This window comes from Vibrio profundi, from assembly GCF_005281835.1.
Lineage (GTDB): Bacteria > Pseudomonadota > Gammaproteobacteria > Enterobacterales > Vibrionaceae > Vibrio > Vibrio profundi.
The window spans coordinates 455,288-472,149 of the sequence record NZ_RZIS01000002.1; the positions used below are offsets into that span (position 1 = coordinate 455,288).

The following is a 16,862-nucleotide window of genomic DNA, read 5'->3' on the forward strand; positions in this document are numbered from 1 at the left end:
TTGTTATCTGCAGTACAAGAAACATTTGCATTGTTAATAATATGACGTATCGTTAATAATTAACGGTACGTCGTTTTATATTTTATTCAGGGATGGTATATGTTGGGTAACTTATCAATTGGTTTAAAAATTCGATTGGGTTTTGGCATCTGTTTGCTGTTTTTCGCAGTGTCTGGTTTCGTCAGCTACAAAGGAATGGTTTCTGCTTCAGATAACTTCAAACATTTCGGTGAGTTAGCGAATGAATTAACGGTTGCTGGTCGTATTCAAGCGAACTTTCTTAAAGCGCGAATCAGTGCCAAAACTTACTTAGAATCTCATGATGACTCGGTTCTCAGCACTTACGATGAACGTTTCACTCTGACAATAAAACTGGTCGATGAGGCGCTCGCAATTACTGAATCGCCTGAAAGAGCAGCCGTGCTTGAAGAAGTTAAAGCAGAAATCAACGCATATAATACTCAGCTTCAGCAGCTTATTAAGGACATTAAGCTCTTAGATAAAGCGACCTATGTTGATATGGCCAAAATAGAGAAGCAAGCACTGCATGATATAGAAGCCATTATTGAATATGCACACGACAATAAAGATTCAGAGATGGAGTATTACTCTGCACTGCTATTGGAAAAGTTCTTGTTCGCCAAGATTTCAGTGTCTAACTTTTTGCACAATGAGCGAGATAATCCATTTACCAAAACCCGCGCCTTCTTTGAAACGGAGCTCCCTCAATTAGAGAACAAGCTAAGATCAGTCATCGATGGTGAAGAAACTGCTCAACTTGTTGATGATTTTAACAAGCAACGACAGCAATATTCGGAGATCTTCGAACAAGTTATCAAGCTTCGCATAGAAGAAAATCAACTCAGAGCTGCGCTAGCAGAATCCGGTACGCATCTATCTGAAGAGATTGAAGCGCTCAAGCTATCGTCGGTTTCCGAGCAAAACACTCTAACTCCTGAACTTCAAGCCAGTAAAGAGCGCACTATCCAAATTATCACTATCTTAGCGATATTGGCGATTACCATTGGCTGTTTTTGCGCGTTCGTAGTGAATCGTTCTATTTCTCGTGGCATCGAAAAAGTAAGAGCAATTTCTACGGAGCTTGCTCAAGGTAACTTAGCGATAGAGGTAGAAGTGACGAGCAAAGATGAAATTGGCTTGCTACTAGCGAATATGAAAGAGACGATTCTCTCGCTACGCGATATTGTTCAGCAGGTGAACACTTCTTGTGAGAAAGTCGGAGAAATGTCAGAAGAGCTTTCTGTTATTACCAACACGACTAACAGTTCGTCGGTTGCACTTCAGCAAGAAATGGAGCAGATTTCTGCCTCTATTTTGCAGTTGTCGGCTAGTACTGGAGAGATTGCTACCAATGCGACTAACGCTTCAAGCTTCAACGCTGAAGTGACCAAAAGTGTTGGTTTTGGGTTAGGTGAAGTCGAGAAAATGCTGGCGCAGATTGGCTCTGCAGAGCATGAAATGGAAACAAGCTCAGTACAGATTAAAGAGCTGTACCAAGAGTCGATGAACATCGGTTCGATTTTAGAAACGATTCAAGGTGTTGCGGAACAAACTAACTTATTAGCGCTAAATGCCGCGATTGAAGCAGCACGAGCAGGCGATCAAGGGCGTGGTTTTGCTGTGGTGGCTGATGAAGTAAGAACCTTGGCACAGCGAACGCAAGATGCGACGGGGCAAATTGAGTCTTTGATCCATTCATTACAGAACGGCGCTGAGTCGGCAATGAATGCTATCTCTAAAAGCCATAAAACGGTATCTGGAGCGGCTGTGCAAGCCAACTCGGCCGCAAATAATTTGCAGTCAGTAAATGGGTCTATCAATGAATTAAGCGGTATTAACATTCAAATCGCGGCAGCGGTGGAAGAGCAAAGCATGGTGACCAACGGCGTCAGTAATAACATCACAGAAACGAACAACATTAGTACTTCTAACCGTGAATCGGTTGAAACTATTTCTGCTTCTGCCAATGAACTTTCAAAGGTTGCTCAACATCTTGATCAGCAAATGAAACGCTTTAAAACTGCTTAGTGAGTCTTGAGTGCATGAGTAGCGAACTTCATACAGTTGTGTTACTCCCTCAAGCTTGAAGCTTTACAGCCAAACAGCCCCGTTTTTACGGGGTTGTTTGCTTTCTACGCCCCTCAACTACTCCTCATCCAACAAAGTGTGATGGCAGCCAAATATAAGGGCGGAGAAGCATAGAATGATGTCTAGCAGCTAAAACACCCATAAGATGAATCAATGCAAGGATTATTCGATTTGGACATCAGGGTTGCACATGACAATAAAATCAACGATTTATGGGTTGGCATTAGTATCTGCTTCTTCAGTATTCGCGTCACCTACCATCACTATCTCGACCACTACTAATAGCCGAGACTTCCCTTTAAACAGTGACAATCCGTTAGTACTGCCACTTGTGAAAGATAGCTATACCGTTCAAGTGACAGGTATTGAAGGGACGTGCAATGGAAGTAACTCTCGTGCGCTCAAGTTCAATAAACCCATTGCAGTGGCGTGCGGAAAGCCCACAGAATTGGATATGAAAATTCGTTTTTCTGGTGATTACGCTTTTCATTACGATGAGTCATCGCAATCTTTGATGCTCAAACGAGAAAAGAAGAAGACAGCAAAAAAAGCATTTCAACGTCCGTTGCCGAGCGTACAGTGCCAGGTTTTTGAACCTGGAGAAAAACAGATTAATTTGGGTAACACGTACCGCGATGGCACCTTACTTAAAGAAGTATTTTCTGGGAAGGTGGTTACTGTTGAAAGCGGCAAAGTGTCTATCACACCGAGCAAGGAGAGTGGTGGACTGGTCGCATTCGAACAAGTAAATGAACAAGGAAAGGTGATGCAACCCACTTCCTTCGATTATCGAAATGCCAATATCTATTTTGTAATGGTTGATCGCTTTAAGAATGCGGATCCTAGCAATGATTTTAGTTACGGTCGCAAACCTGATGGTAAAGATGAAGTAGGAACTTTTCATGGCGGTGACCTTAAAGGCGTCATTGAAAAACTCGATTACATTCAAAGCCTAGGTACGGATGCGATCTGGTTGTCCCCGATTGTTGAACAAGTACATGGGTTTGTCGGGGGAGGGGACAGTGGTTCATTCCCTTTCTATGCCTACCACGGTTACTGGACGCGTGACTTTACCAAAATCGATGAAAACTTTGGTTCTGAGCAAGATTTAAAAACGCTGGTGGCTGAAGCGCATAAACGCGGTATTAAAGTGCTGCTTGATGCCGTGATTAACCATTCGGGTTATTCGACGTTAGCGGATCTTCAGTTTGATGGCATTGATGTTGTGGCGAATACCATGGAATTACCTAATCGTTGGTCAGATTGGGCACCCTTAAGTGGAAGCCAAAATTGGCATAGTTACCACCAACATATTGATTATAAGAGCGATAACTGGAGTGAGTGGTGGGGATCCGATTGGGTTCGTACAGGGCTACCCGGTTACGATGCACCTGGTTCAAGCGACATCAGTATGTCTCTAGCGGGTTTGCCAGATTTTAAAACTGAGTCTAATCAAGCTGTCGTCCCACCTCAATGGCTGTTGGATAACCCTGGCACGCGAGTTGTCGCAAAAGAGGGCTACAGCGTCGCGGATTATTTGGTGGAGTGGCAATCGGACTGGGTCAAACGTTTCGGTATCGACGGGTTTCGGGTTGATACCGTTAAACACGTTGAAGGGGACGTGTGGCAACGTTTGAAAAAATCTGCGACGGAAAGCTTAGAGCTTTGGCGTGAACAAAACGGTAAGGATGGCGCTCCATTTTGGATGATGGGAGAAGTATGGGGGCATTCTGCTTACCGAAGCCCATATTTCGATGACGGCTTTGATGCGTTAATCAACTTCGACATGCAAAAGAAACTCGATAAAGGCGCGGTATGCTTTAGCGAAATGGCAGATACCTACCAAAGTTACTCTGAGTCTATTCAAGAATCTGAGGACTTTAACCCTGTGAGTTATATGTCATCGCATGACACCGAATTATTTTTCAGCCGCTTTAAGTCATACCAATTGCAGAAGCAAGCGGCCAACGCTTTATTCCTAAGCCCTGGAGCAATCCAAGTCTATTACGGAGATGAAGTGGGGCGGAATATCGGGCCTTACGCCGATGATTTCCATCAAGGAACGCGCTCCGATATGATTTGGGATCTCTCGCTTGAAAAGAAAAAATTGTTAGAGCACTGGCAAACACTTGGTCAGTTTAGGCAAAGACACCCAGCGATTGGAGCGGGTGTTCACCAAGTGCTAGCTGACAACGATGGTTATGTCTTCTCACGACAACTGGATGGCGACAAGGTCGTTGTCGGCTATTTTGGGAATTAGTTCGAAGGGGTTTTAGTCAGCCATAAGTAGCAGGTGCGGTGCCTGCTACTTGTATTGATTTAAAAATAGAAATGAACGTCCAAGTACAGATTCTAGAATATCGCGGTGTTCATGACCGAAATGTTCTTTCAGAAGGTTGTCTAGGCTAGTGATGCCTTGGTAATTGAACTCAGAAGGGTTTTCTAGATTGGCGGTTGATAGAACTACCGCGATAACATTTCTAAACTGAGTCACTTGTAGCCCGTTCATCCACGACTCAAAAAAACGATCTTTGCTTTCAAACGATAAGTGTTTAAGCATGATTGGCAGCAATTTTCCCTTTAACGCTAAGATAAAATCGCTTGAAGACGGGTAGTAACCCTGTAGTGTCGATTGGCGGATGCCTAGCTCTTCTGCTAAACGTGCGTAAGTAATAACTCTATAGCCTTCTTCTAAGAATATCTTTAAAACTACAGCATTATAAGCTTCAAGGTTTGCAGATTTTTGTTCTTTTGTAATACGTGCCATTTAATACCTCACTGAACTAGTTCGCTATTATATGGTATGTCATATTGCTGGTCTAGTGTTTGTTTTTTGTTACTAGATGTAGAGATAAAAGGCTAGAAAAAGGGAAGGCTGTCGGCTTTTGGTTGATCAAACAGTGAAATACAGGTGTTTGATAAACCGATATGCTGCTTATGGTTTGGAGGTTTACCTAGCTAGCGAAATGAAATACTGACTTCACCACTGGTGATCATGGCGCTGATTTCAGACTGTAATCGCGCGACCATTAATGGCGCGATTTCTTTATTGCATGCAAGGTATTTGATGTCGGTTAAAAATACGAATGGCTGGTTGGTGACTGGTATTTTTAATGTGTCAGCGATAGAGTCAGCGGTTCGGGTGTCAGACAGCCAGTAATCGACACTGCTCCTGCGAAGCATTTTTAAACCTTCGTCCAATTCTTTTGTCAACAGAATCTTAAAGCCTTGCTCTTGAAGCTGACGTGCAACCGGATACCCTTCGTAGGAAACGATCTGGTAAGGCATCGCATCGGCAATGGTTATTAACGGTGAAGGCTCTGTCTTGTTGTGATACAGAGCGTACTGGCTAATCGCGATTGGCCCAACCCAAATAAAGTCGGCTTCCAGAATTTGCGAACGTGCGACAGGGAAGGTACAGACATTTCGTTTTAACTTCGCTGATTTAAGCGCACGGCTTTCAGGACTGTATTCAATTCCGTAGGTTAAGTTGGCCCGATTAAAGGCATCGACAATGATCTGATAAGTCGTCCCAAGGTCTGGGCTTGATTGCTTATTGACTAATGGTGGCGCGTAAAAAGTCACGATGCGGATATCGCCAGCATAGAGTTGAAAACTAACCAGTAAGCTTAGCCAGCAAACTAATTTTTTGAATTCCATACTTCATATACCTCAGACAGTGGAAGCGTTTTGCCTTTCGGTTGTTTCTTGATTTCTGGCCATGGTGAACCGGGGCGGTTGAGCCAGGTATTTTGTGGCTCGGTCACGGTGAGCCGAGGGCGGCAATTCAATTTCTGATCCAAGCTGAGCTGCTGGAGGTGAGTATCAAATTTAAATGAGAGTTTGTTGAGTGTGGTTTGTGCATCGATATCGGAATACAGGTATTCACCAATATGTTGCCACCACATCGCAGCCATTGATGAGTAATCAGGGATATTGACACCGGATGGAGTCCAATAGTGTTTAGCATCACTTTGGTAAAACTCGACTAGTCCACCAAGCTGAGGAGCCAATCGGCTAAAGTTGCTGGACTGAATATCAGAGTAGCGAATTGGGGTAAACCCGTTGAGTAATTTGTCGAATGAGACTGTTTTTGAAACGGTAAATTGAGCGTAGAGCCAAGCCGCTTCCCGTTGTTTCTTCGGTGTCGATTTTAAGAATGTCCACGAACCCACATCCTGATAGCCCGACTTCATACCTGGTTGCCAGTAGCGTCCGCGAGGGGATGGAGCTAAGCGCCATAAAGGTTGGCCGTCTTCATTGACTACTTTAGAGGTTGGGTCGATCATAGTGGGTACAAAGGCGCTATACCAAAATATCTGCTGAGCCACTTTACCTTGTGCCAACCACTCTGCAGCCGTTCTAAAGGTAAGAGATTTAGACTCTGGCGGCGCGTACTCTTCGATCCAGTACTTATACTTTTCTAAAGCGTATACTGCTGCTGGGCTATTGAGCGCTCCCCCTCGTGATACGCTGGTACCAACGGGAACGCAGTCTTCTGCTCGAATACCCCAATCTCCGACCGGAGATCCGCTTGGTAAGCCAATATCGCTAACGCCAGCGAGGCTTAGCCATGAATCAGAGATTCTCCAACCCAACGATGGCTCATATTTTCCGTAGTCGAAATGCCCCCATACGCGCTCCCCATCGATTTCCTTTACGTCTTCGGTAAAGAACTTGGCGATGTCTTCATAGGCCGACCAATTTTGTGGGACGGCGAGCGGGTAGCCGTAGCGTGCTTGGAATTGCTTTTGTAAATCGGGGCGGCTAAACCAATCATGCCGATACCAATATAGGTTGGCGAACTGCTGAGATGGGAGCTGATAGACCACGCCATTTTCATCTTTGACAAATTCCAAACCAATGAAGTCTTCAATATCCAAAGTTGGAAGAGTGATGCTTTGCCACTCTGAACTAATAAATTGAGAAATGGGCACGACTTTTTGGCTACGCATGTGGGTACCAATAAAGTCAGCATCATTCACATAACCATCGTAGATGTTCACGCCAGTTGTCATTTGCAGTTGCAGTCGTTTAACGAGGTCGTCTTCACCCGCTATTTCATGAATGACGTGAATTCCGGTGAGTTGCGTAAATAACTTTGCAAGCTGCGTTGCTTCATATCTGTGGGTAGGGATGTCTTCCGATATGACGGTAATTTTGGTTCCTTTGTAAGGCTGAGCGGCTTTCTGGAACCATGTCAGTTCTACACTACGCTCGCTTTCAGTCAGCGTAGAGCCAGAAAAATTTTGCACAAATGAATCGATGGAATCCTCAGCAAGCACAGCACTAATAGAAAGACTTGAGAGAAGCAGCAAGCTAGAACGGCGCATCAACTGGCGAGGTAAATACGAAGAGGAAAGTGAAGTGGTTTTATTATCTTCCTTCATGTTTGCCTCAATAGGTAAAGAATTAGTCCCTAAAGCAAAAGTTTAGTACAAATTCATCGACTGTGAGGGGGAGGTCAAATCAAAAAATGCCGCTATAAAAGCGGCATTTGTAAGGTCCAGTTTAAAATGGATACCAGAATAATTGTTCTTCAAGGACCCGTTTGGTTATCGCCAAACCAACAATTATTGCAATGGCACCAAGTACTATGAAGTCGGCTGGCGCTAATGGGGACTGGCTATACCAAGTGCGTGATTTATTGCGACCAAAGCCTCTTAATGTCATGGCATTTGAAATTTCGTCCGCCCTGTCTAAACTCGAAAAAATCAATGGGCCAAGAACTTTTGCGACATTCTTGATGCGTTTGAAAAGCGGAGCTTTCTTCGATAATTCAACGCCACGAGCTTGTTGGGCGTGCATGATGTTGACGAAGTCTTTTTTCACTTCCGGTAGGTAGCGAAGCGTTAGGCTTACAGCGTAGGCTATTTTGTATGGAACGCCTAAACGGTTGAGGCTCGCTGAAAACTCGGTTGGATGCGTGGTAAATACAAAAACCAGAGCAATCGGAAACATACTGAAGTACTTTAGCGTAACCGTTACTAAGTAGAATAATGTCTCTTGGCTTAATGAGTAGTCGCCAGGAAGCGTCAGTAGAATGTGTTCGCTACCTATCAGTTCTTGGCCTTGGGTTGGCGCAAGTAAAAACATAAAGAGCGCATTCAATAACAAGACGCTAGCCGTTCCGACGAGCAAAGGTTTATAGGTACGAAAAGGGACTTTGGTTAGTTTCAGTAAAAATAAACCGGTAATGATAAGTACGCTGATCTGGCGAATATCGAAGGTGGTGAGCACCACGGTTACCCACGCTAAAAATAGAGCAAATTTAGTGATCCCATTTAACGCGTGTAGCGGTGACTTAGTATCGATATAGCTAATACCAAACTTTACTTTTGAAGTGTTCATGCCACGCTCCGTTCACAATCAATGAAGTGTTGCATGAAGGCGTTGCCATCTTCGATATTCATTTTGTTCGCTAACTCAAGAATGCTGGTGGTAGACAGGTTCGCTCGCTCAAGAAGTTGAGGCTGACTGAATACTTCGGTCATCTGAGCGTTCGCAATCAGCTTACTATCCGCAATGACTATCGAACGAGTGGTGTACTCAAGTACCAAGTGCATGTCGTGTGAAATGATGACCACGGTAATGCCCAGTTCTCGATTCAGCTTTTGGATAAAGCCAAGCATTGAAGTGTAATTACGGTAATCTTGCCCTGCTGTCGGCTCATCTAGAATAAGTAGTTGTGGCTCAAGCACTAAAATAGAAGCGATAGTTACACGTTTCTTTTGGCCATAGCTCAAAGCTTCAATTGGCCAATGACGGAATTTACTCAAACCACAAAGCGCTAGGATTGCCTCTACTTTTTCAGTGATGGTGGCTTCATCTAAGCCGCGATTACGTAGCCCAAATGCGATTTCGTCGAAAATCATGTGATGCGAAATCATATGATTTGGGTTTTGCATTACCACGCCAACTTGCTGGCTACGCTCAAAAATAGAGAGCGTAGAAAGGTCTGTGCCGTTAAGCGCGATCTTGCCTTGGTCTTGCTCCAAAACACCCATCACGAGTTTAGTGATTGTCGATTTACCTGAACCGTTCTTACCTAAGATGGAAACAAACTCGCCTTTATTAACGGTAAAGCTTACATCTTCTAAAGCGTTTTTATCACCGTCATAGGAGTAAGTGAGCCCTTGAATATCCAATAAAGGTTGAGAATAGTTTTCTGGAGTATGAGTTGGCCTTGCATCGAACCAAGACTGGATACTCGTCTGATACTTCGAGAAATTTAACTCGGAAAAGTTGGCCAATTGGTCACTTTCTTCTATCGGAGATTGCGCTGCTTTAAGCGTTGATAAGTACAAAGGTTCACGAATGCCGTGCTTTTCAAGGAGGTTAGAAGCCAGTAGAGCATTCGGTGTGGTATCCGCGATAATTTCGCCACGCTCCATCAAAATGACTCGGTCGACATTGCGATGCAGTACATCTTCTAATCGATGTTCAATGATAACAATGGTTTTGCCTGTCTCTTGATGCAGTTGGTCGATGATCTCGATGGTCGCTTTGCCTGTTTTCGGATCTAAGCTTGCGAGAGGCTCATCGAAAAGCAGAATATCTACATCATCGACTAAGATACCAGCCAATGAAACTCGCTGCTTCTGACCACCAGACAAGTCGTGTGGAGAGCGTTCGAGCATATCTTGTAAGTCGACCATTTTCGCGGTCGACTTGACGAGAGGGTACATATCGATGTTCGACATCAATTGGTTTTCTAGTGCAAAAGCGATGTCCTCGCCAATGCTGAGTCCAACAAACTGACTGTCGGTGTCTTGAAGCACGGTGCCCACTTGTTCAGTGTAACCGTGCATATCAAGTTGTGAGGTGTCTTGTCCGTTAATGTGTAGAGTGCCGGATCTCTCCCCTTTGATGGCATGAGGGATTAATCCGTTTAGGCATTGTCCAAGGGTCGATTTACCACTACCACTTGGGCCGATAATGACGATTTTCTCTCCTTTCTCTATCCTTAGATCGATATTTTTTAGCGTCGGTTTATCCAGCGACTCATATCTAAAAGAGAAGTTCGAAAATTCAATGGTCATTAATGTTTATGCCTCAGTTAGGTTGCGGCTTTGCTTATTGCGTTTTGCAACAGACTTTAGGATAAACAACCCAACGATCGCGATAAGTACAGTGTTACCCGCTGCGATGATCGACAATTGTGTAAATACTTTTGTGAAAGGTTCCGCATAAAGGATGGTATCTAGGAATGCTGAACAACCGTAGCCAATGACGTTACCGGCTAAGGCTAGCAGTACAAATAGCATGAAATCTTTCGCGGGTAGCTCGCCTTTTTCTAAGCGACGCTTAGTCATGATTGGGAATAGACCCATCACTAAACCAACGATACCTGAACCTAAAACCCAAGTGAGCCAAACGCCCCAACCTGCAAACAAATCCGTTACCCAGTGTCCGATGAAGCCAACTAAGAAACCTACAATAGGGCCAAACAGCACAGAGAATAGTGCAAGCACTGCCATTGCTGGTTTTAATGTGGTGTTAGCAAACACTGGAACACCAAACATTGGTAGACCACCAATGCCGTACAAGGCTGCGCCGATAGCAATAACGACGACAGTTTTGGCTGAAAGATTCATAGATAACCTCAAGTACTGAAAGATAACGTCTTTTAAAGAACAAAAGTCTGAAAGACCAAGTTATTTGCCGTTATAAGTAAAATTATTAAAAAGTGTATTTTTTGGGCAAATAAGAAAAATAAGGCGCGAATTATACAGTAGAAAGCTTCATTATGGAAAGTTATGTGTCTAGATGTCTAAAAGTAAACACTGTACTTTTCTTTAAACACTAAATGGTGTTTTTTGTGCTTACTTGAGAGGTGCACTGTTGTTCAGGGTACAAAAAAGCCAGCCTATGTAGGCTGGCTTTTTAGAGGGGACCTAATTAATGATCTAGGTATAAGTAGTTTTGCCAACTTTTCATTCGAATCAGCACCTTACGCATGATGGATACATGAGTGAAGCTGTCTGAATACACTGCGACTTCAACGGCAGTACCTTGAGGTAAATGATAGTCAGAAAGGTCGTCAGTGATCTTTAGCGTCACTAATACTCGACCATTAGTGCGTAGTGCGTCGGTACCTAGTAAAGAACCACGAGCTTGGAACTGGCTTTCACCAATCGCTGGTATCACTTCCACAACTTCGCCTTTAAATACTTTTCCTGGTAAAGCTCGGAATAAGAATTCGGCTTCAAAGCCTGGCTGTAAGCGCTGCAATGAGTTTTGACGAAATGCTGCGGTATACAACTTGTCTTCAGTATGAACAAACGTCATCACAGGAGCTAAAGGTAGTGGCACCGCCATCACACCAGGGCGCAGTGCCAATTGAGTCACGTAACCATCGGTAGGTGCTCGAACAACGGTTTGCTCTAGGTTGAACTCAGCTTTACGTAAATCCGCCAATAGCCCAGCAACTGCGGTATTTTCGCCGCCAATCTCAGAGTTAAGTGCGATTTGTGCTTGTTGCTGTTTCGCTTCAGTGACTTTGAGCGCCGCTTCTGCGGCTTTATAGGCTTGTCTGCGAGTATCGAGTTGTTGCTCGGTAAACGCTCCTTTGTCAAAACCACGTTGGTAACGATCGTATTCACGCTTCGCCTTGTCGCGCTCGGCAATCGCTTTGATTTTGGCCGCTTCTGCTTCGCTGACATCTGACTCTAGTCCAAGAGCACCCTGGCTTGCTTCTTTCACTTTAGCTTTGAGTTTCGAGACTTCGGCTTCAAAAGGAATAGGATCGATCTTGAACAGAACATTGCCTTTAACTAGAGGCTGATTTGGCTCGACAGGGACTTCAACCACTCGGCCTCTCACACCCGATACGATAGGCGTCGTAGAGTAAATTTGGTTACCAATTTGTGTAAAGGGGTGGTTGTAGTTCATCAGTAGAATCAGGGTTCCCACAAGCACTACGCCACCCAGAACGGCAGTTGGCACAGACCATTTGTTCAGTGGAATATTAAAGACTTTAAAAATGGTGATACATAATGCCGCGTAGGTCATTATCAGCAGTAAATCCATTATTTGACCTCCGTGTCAGCTACGGGTGTATCAGCTTTAGCTTGCTCTAAGCGAACCACTTCACGTTGCAAGGTTTCTACTTGATCGATAAGTCTGTCGACTCGGTGGTGAATGTCGTGTTGTTCTTCTTCGAGTTTGGCGAAGCCCCAACCTCTGTCTTCACGCCATAAGGTTGCCCAAATCCATAAAAAAGGCCAGATTGCATGCAGTGTGAATAGGCTAACCCAGCCTGACACGTGTATTGCATCTTGATGTGGGTGGTTGCGTTCCTTGGCGATTTCGTAAGGAATATCATGAATGACGATGATGCCGTAAAAAATGACGAGTGCGACAAAGACAAGCAGTCCGAGTGCAAAGTAATCTAAAAACATAACAGTTCCTTGTTAATGTTAGAGAAAGGTTATTGATATACTACGCTATCATGTAAGTATTTGTTATAAAAATAATTTGGTCAGATAAAATCGTAATTATTTTTAGTTATGTGTGATATTGGTCGAATGTCATTTTAGGTGGCGAACTTTTGCTCAGTCGAAATCTACGATAGAGCGTTTGTTAAATTTCAAAGGATGAAGAATGGCATATATTGGTGAACTCGCAGCGATTGGTGCTGCGATGGTATGGGCGCTAGCCACATGGATTTACGGTCAGTTTGGTCACCGATTCTCTGCCCTTCAGCTTAACATTGTAAAAGGTGTGATCGCGTCAGCGATGATGATGTTGGTGATGCCTTTGCTTCCTGCCCCTGACTTTACGCTAAGCCAGAATCATTTTTGGATATTAGCGATATCGGGTGTGATAGGGATTGCGATTGGTGATAGCGCTTACTTCGCTGCGCTCAAGCGAATCGGTGCAAACAAAACCTTATTATTAGAGTCCTTAGCTCCGCCGTTATCTGGCGTTCTCGCATTAATGTTTTTAGGCGCAGCACTTACTGTACAAAGTTGGTTAGGGGTGATTATCACGACTTTGGCCGTGACCTTTGTGGTATTCCAACCGTCAAATAGCGGTGAAAAAACAGCGTGGAGTGGGATAGGTTTTGGATTAGTCGCCAGCGTTTGTCAGGCATCTGGAGTGGTGATTTCACATTACGCTTTGGTGGCTGGAGATATTCCGCCTTTAATTGGAGCCTTGATTCGATTGAGTATCGGTGTGTTAGCGGTCGCTGCGTTGATACCTTGGATAGAAAACAAGCCGTTTTCTTCGATAAAAACTCACATGAAAATAATGACAACCCGAGACAAAGGTTGGCTGCTAAGTGCTATCTTTGTTGGAACCTTTCTGGCGCTGTGGTTGCAACAAGTCGCGTTAAAAAATGCCAACCCTGCAATAGCGCAAACGCTGATAGCGACTAGCCCTGTATTTATTTTAGTGATCTACGCATTGAAAGGGGAAAAGGTGTCGAAACAGAGTTTGATTGGCACGTTAGCGGCCTTAGGCGGGATTTCTTTGTTCTTTCTATAAAGAAAAAGGCGAACTAAATGTTCGCCTTTTTTTATTCAGTACAGACTTGGTTACGACCGTTTGCTTTAGCACGGTAGAGTGCTTTGTCGGCGCGATAGAAGGTGCGTTGAGTATTCTCTCCTTCTCGGTGGAGAGTAATACCTATGCTCACCGTTAACCCGCGTTCTCCTAAAATTTCTCGCCAGCCGTATTGGAAAATACGCTCACGATAGTTTTCAGCATGTAGCTCAGCTTTTGGTAAATCAGAATTTTCTAGAATCACCAGGAATTCTTCCCCACCAAAACGGACGCATGACGCACCACGGAATTTAAAATAGGAAGCCAATTCATGAGAAACGCTAACAATAGCTTTATCACCGACAAGGTGGCTGAGTTCGTCATTGATTGACTTGAAGTGGTCTATATCGACAACCATTAAGGCAAATGGGGTTTCATGAAGCAATAGATCTTTCAGTTTCACGTCTAGCCAACGGCGATTGTGTAGGCTAGTCAGCGGGTCGGTAAAGACATCCTGCTGTAGTTGAGCCACAGTATTTTTATGTTGCTCCGTGGTTTCTTTCAGCTCTTTATTTTCTTGCTCGGACAAGATTAATTTAAGCTGCAATTCAAAGCGAGATAATCGACGTAGTTGGCTCGCACCCAATTCACTAATAGGGATCTGCTTCATTAAGTCCGTTTCAATGCGGTAGCCTTTTTTCTCGTAAGAAAGAGCCTCTTTGAAGCGACCTTGGCCTGTGCATACTGTACTGAGTGAGTCATAAAAACGCTTGGCTAATACTGGAGAAGAGTAAAGCTTAATGCGTTTGTGGGTGCTGGATAAAATCATGCTCGCAATTTGCTGCTTACCGACAATATTCAAGCAATGTGCAAGCTCCAGTCGAATCATGGTTGAGAGCCAACTTGCTTGAAGGCTCCCGGCCGAATATTGCACTTTGGCCAAGCACAGCAATGCTTCGTGATACTCTTTTTGAGCACGTAGCAGTTTCGCTTGGTACAGCAGAATCTGAGCGGTTAGCAGCTTGTCGCTGACCAATATGCTTAGCTCTTCGCACTCACGAAGAAGATCGCCTGCAGCGGCGATACGATTAAGGTGGATCAGGCTAGCGGCAGTATGCAGTTTGTATCTAAGGCGTAATGAGCGGCTACTAATAGCATGATCGATACTGTCGATTTTTTGGTAGTAACGCAGCGCGCGATTGTGGTCACCGTATGCATCGCATAAATTGCCCATACCAAGTACAGCCAATACGTACTCATCTATGTAGCCGTGCTCTACTGCGATAGTTGATGAGGTGACGAATTCATTGAGCGCAGCGGTATAGTCGCCTACTTCGACTAAGCGTTCACTTAGGCTGCATCGAACGGTGAGAATATCTTCAACGTCTTCAGGTAGTGTGAGTAAATCTAACGCGAGTCTTAGCTCATCTAGGCTGACTTGGTTTTGCTTGAGTTCAGCACGATACTCGGCACTGATGATATAACAATGGGCACGCTCTTTTGGCGTCGTCGAAATGTGTTGGCGAATATGATTCCAAAAGATTATCGCCTCTTCGCCAGATACCGACGAAGGGTCCAAACCCGCATCAGTAATTTTATTTAGCAGCGCTTCCATCTGGCTGTACCTTTTCTGTATTTTCTTCCAACTGCTCAAGCGTAAATGGGAAAGTTAAAATGTCGTTGAGCGAAATTGATGGCTTCTGACCTTTTAGGCCGCGTCGACGCCATGGGTAAATCTTTAACATGGTTTCAAGAGTGTCGAAGATCTCTTGAGCTGAATCGCCTTTTTCGGCCAGCATCAGAGCCACACGCTCAGAGCTCAACCGCGAAATTAAATCGTTTTGATTACAAAGTGTATGGGCGATTTCAGTACACACTTCTAAGTAACTTGGGTCTGCATGTTGGAACATGATGATGCAGTGATTGGAACGTTTAAGCTCCGTTTTATAAAGCACCAACTGCTCCCACCAATACGTTTCTGAGACCACGTGAGAAAAGTGTTTTTCAGGATCGTACTCATGTTGACCACGGATCCGATTGATCAGCTTTCTTGCGCGTTGTTCTAATTGTCGCTTGGAACTGCGAGCTTTATCGAGCCCGACACGAGTGGTTTGTTCACGTAGCATTTGCGTGGAGTACTGGCGGTATTTTTTGAATGCGGTAAGTGCACCTTCAAAATCTTGGTTTTCTTCAGCAACTAATGATTGCTGGAAACAAATTTGGCTAAGTAATTCACCGTTATCAAAGGTGGTGGCGGATTGCTCGGCCATTAACAACAGCTCAGATGCTTCGTTTGGATTCTTTCTAAGAAGTTCGAGACGAGCACGGCTGATAAATGAGTGAGCTTTCATCCACACCAAATCGTGCTCAACGGCTAGGCTGTGGGCTCGTTCGGTTGCTTTCTCTGCGTCATCTAAGCGTTCTAGCCCGAGTAACGCAAGGCCACGGAAATCCCAGACTTCGGCCTCCCACGTTTTGTCGCTGTGTCCTTTGAGTGCTTCTTCTGCGCCATCTAGTACCGACAGCATTTCAACGTAGTTTTGAAGTAAGTAGTAATCCCATGCGAGGAGGATTCTGGATTTACCTTCGAGCCAGTTAATTCGAGTGTTATTGGCGACTTTTACAGCCAACTGGTGTGTCGAACAGGCGAGCTTGTACTCATGAGTAATACGCCAAATGTTACCTAAGCCAATTAAGCATTCGATTTGAATTTCTACTTCGTCGACTAAAGCTGATTGTTCTAGAGCGTTAATCCAAAATTGTTGAGCGGAGTAGTATTTGGCTTGGCCCCAAAATTGGAGGGCGTGAAGGTGAAGAATTTCAGGAAGAAAGTTATCGGTGTCTAAGCGGCTTTGTCGAGAGTGGGCTTCTTTAATGTACTTGAGGCCCTTTCGGTAGTCCATTAGTCCCCAGCAACTGCGGGACATTAACATTAAGGCCTGAATGGCACCTTCTTCAAAGACAATTTGCTCAGCACGTAATAAGCATTGCTGAGCTGTTTCAAAGACGGGTTGGGGCTCAGAGTCGACTCGACCCTTTAATTGCTCCAATTCTGTTTCAAGAAGGTACTGGTTTTTGTCCAATTCGTCTTTCCATAATTACCGAACATATTGATAACACAATCATTATATGTGTGAGATCAAGGATAAGCACTATTTATTATCACAGTAACGATCAGAGCTCGTATTTATTTGTTAATTATATAGTACTAATTCACATTATGGCTTTGGAACTGCAAAAACACTTAGTGCACGCTTGATACA

The 16,862-nt window shown here is 44.3% G+C and carries 13 protein-coding genes; 3 read left to right on the top strand and 10 right to left on the bottom strand.

Features of this window, described 5'->3' with window-relative positions:
• The first annotated feature begins 99 nt into the window (after positions 1-99).
• Positions 100-2,049 carry a methyl-accepting chemotaxis protein gene (locus ELZ11_RS06975; protein WP_137356660.1) on the top strand — a complete coding sequence of 650 codons (1,950 nt, stop codon included), beginning with the start codon at positions 100-102 and terminating at the stop codon, positions 2,047-2,049.
• 250 nt (positions 2,050-2,299) lie between these two features.
• Positions 2,300-4,369, top strand: a complete 2,070-nt coding sequence (locus ELZ11_RS06980; protein ID WP_137356661.1) for an alpha-amylase — start codon at positions 2,300-2,302, stop codon at positions 4,367-4,369.
• A 45-nt stretch (positions 4,370-4,414) separates the two neighbouring features.
• Here the strand turns inward: ELZ11_RS06980 and ELZ11_RS06985 are convergent, their stop codons facing one another.
• From ELZ11_RS06985 to ELZ11_RS07020, 8 genes are all read right to left on the bottom strand, one after another.
• Positions 4,415-4,876, bottom strand: coding sequence for a TetR/AcrR family transcriptional regulator (locus ELZ11_RS06985; RefSeq protein WP_137356662.1), 462 nt, complete (start codon positions 4,874-4,876; stop codon positions 4,415-4,417).
• A gap of 191 nt (positions 4,877-5,067) precedes the next feature.
• Positions 5,068-5,769: a hypothetical protein gene (locus ELZ11_RS06990; protein ID WP_137356663.1), complete on the bottom strand. Its 702-nt coding sequence runs from the start codon at positions 5,767-5,769 to the stop codon at positions 5,068-5,070.
• Positions 5,751-7,499 (bottom strand): ABC transporter substrate-binding protein, encoded by a 1,749-nt coding sequence (locus ELZ11_RS06995; protein ID WP_137356664.1) that lies wholly within the window; start codon positions 7,497-7,499, stop codon positions 5,751-5,753. Before ELZ11_RS06995 ends, ELZ11_RS06990 begins: the two co-directional genes overlap by 19 nt.
• A gap of 121 nt (positions 7,500-7,620) precedes the next feature.
• Positions 7,621-8,460, bottom strand: coding sequence for an energy-coupling factor transporter transmembrane component T family protein (locus ELZ11_RS07000; protein WP_137356665.1), 840 nt, complete (start codon positions 8,458-8,460; stop codon positions 7,621-7,623).
• Positions 8,457-10,151 (bottom strand): ABC transporter ATP-binding protein, encoded by a 1,695-nt coding sequence (locus ELZ11_RS07005; RefSeq protein ID WP_137356666.1) that lies wholly within the window; start codon positions 10,149-10,151, stop codon positions 8,457-8,459. The genes ELZ11_RS07000 and ELZ11_RS07005 overlap by 4 nt, the downstream gene beginning before the upstream one ends.
• Positions 10,152-10,157: 6 nt before the next feature.
• The gene (locus tag ELZ11_RS07010) at positions 10,158-10,706 is read right to left on the bottom strand and encodes an ECF-type riboflavin transporter substrate-binding protein (protein ID WP_137356667.1); all 549 of its coding nucleotides are present in this window, start codon (positions 10,704-10,706) and stop codon (positions 10,158-10,160) included.
• Between the two features lie 304 nt (positions 10,707-11,010).
• On the bottom strand, positions 11,011-12,141 hold the full coding sequence (locus tag ELZ11_RS07015; protein WP_137356668.1) for an HlyD family secretion protein: 1,131 nt from the start codon (positions 12,139-12,141) through the stop codon (positions 11,011-11,013).
• Positions 12,141-12,512, bottom strand: a complete 372-nt coding sequence (locus tag ELZ11_RS07020) for a DUF3302 domain-containing protein (protein WP_137356669.1) — start codon at positions 12,510-12,512, stop codon at positions 12,141-12,143. Before ELZ11_RS07020 ends, ELZ11_RS07015 begins: the two co-directional genes overlap by 1 nt.
• A gap of 202 nt (positions 12,513-12,714) precedes the next feature.
• On the opposite strand from ELZ11_RS07020, the gene ELZ11_RS07025 reads away from it, so the two are divergent.
• The gene (locus ELZ11_RS07025; RefSeq protein ID WP_137356670.1) at positions 12,715-13,602 is read left to right on the top strand and encodes a DMT family transporter; all 888 of its coding nucleotides are present in this window, start codon (positions 12,715-12,717) and stop codon (positions 13,600-13,602) included.
• A gap of 31 nt (positions 13,603-13,633) precedes the next feature.
• Here the strand turns inward: ELZ11_RS07025 and ELZ11_RS07030 are convergent, their stop codons facing one another.
• Both ELZ11_RS07030 and ELZ11_RS07035 read right to left on the bottom strand, forming a co-directional pair.
• A complete protein-coding gene (locus ELZ11_RS07030; RefSeq protein ID WP_137356671.1) occupies positions 13,634-15,214 on the bottom strand; it encodes a GGDEF domain-containing protein in 1,581 nt (526 codons plus the stop codon).
• Entirely contained in the window at positions 15,195-16,682 is a 1,488-nt protein-coding gene (locus ELZ11_RS07035; RefSeq protein WP_137356672.1) for a tetratricopeptide repeat protein, read from the bottom strand. The genes ELZ11_RS07030 and ELZ11_RS07035 overlap by 20 nt, the downstream gene beginning before the upstream one ends.
• Positions 16,683-16,862 lie beyond the last annotated feature (180 nt).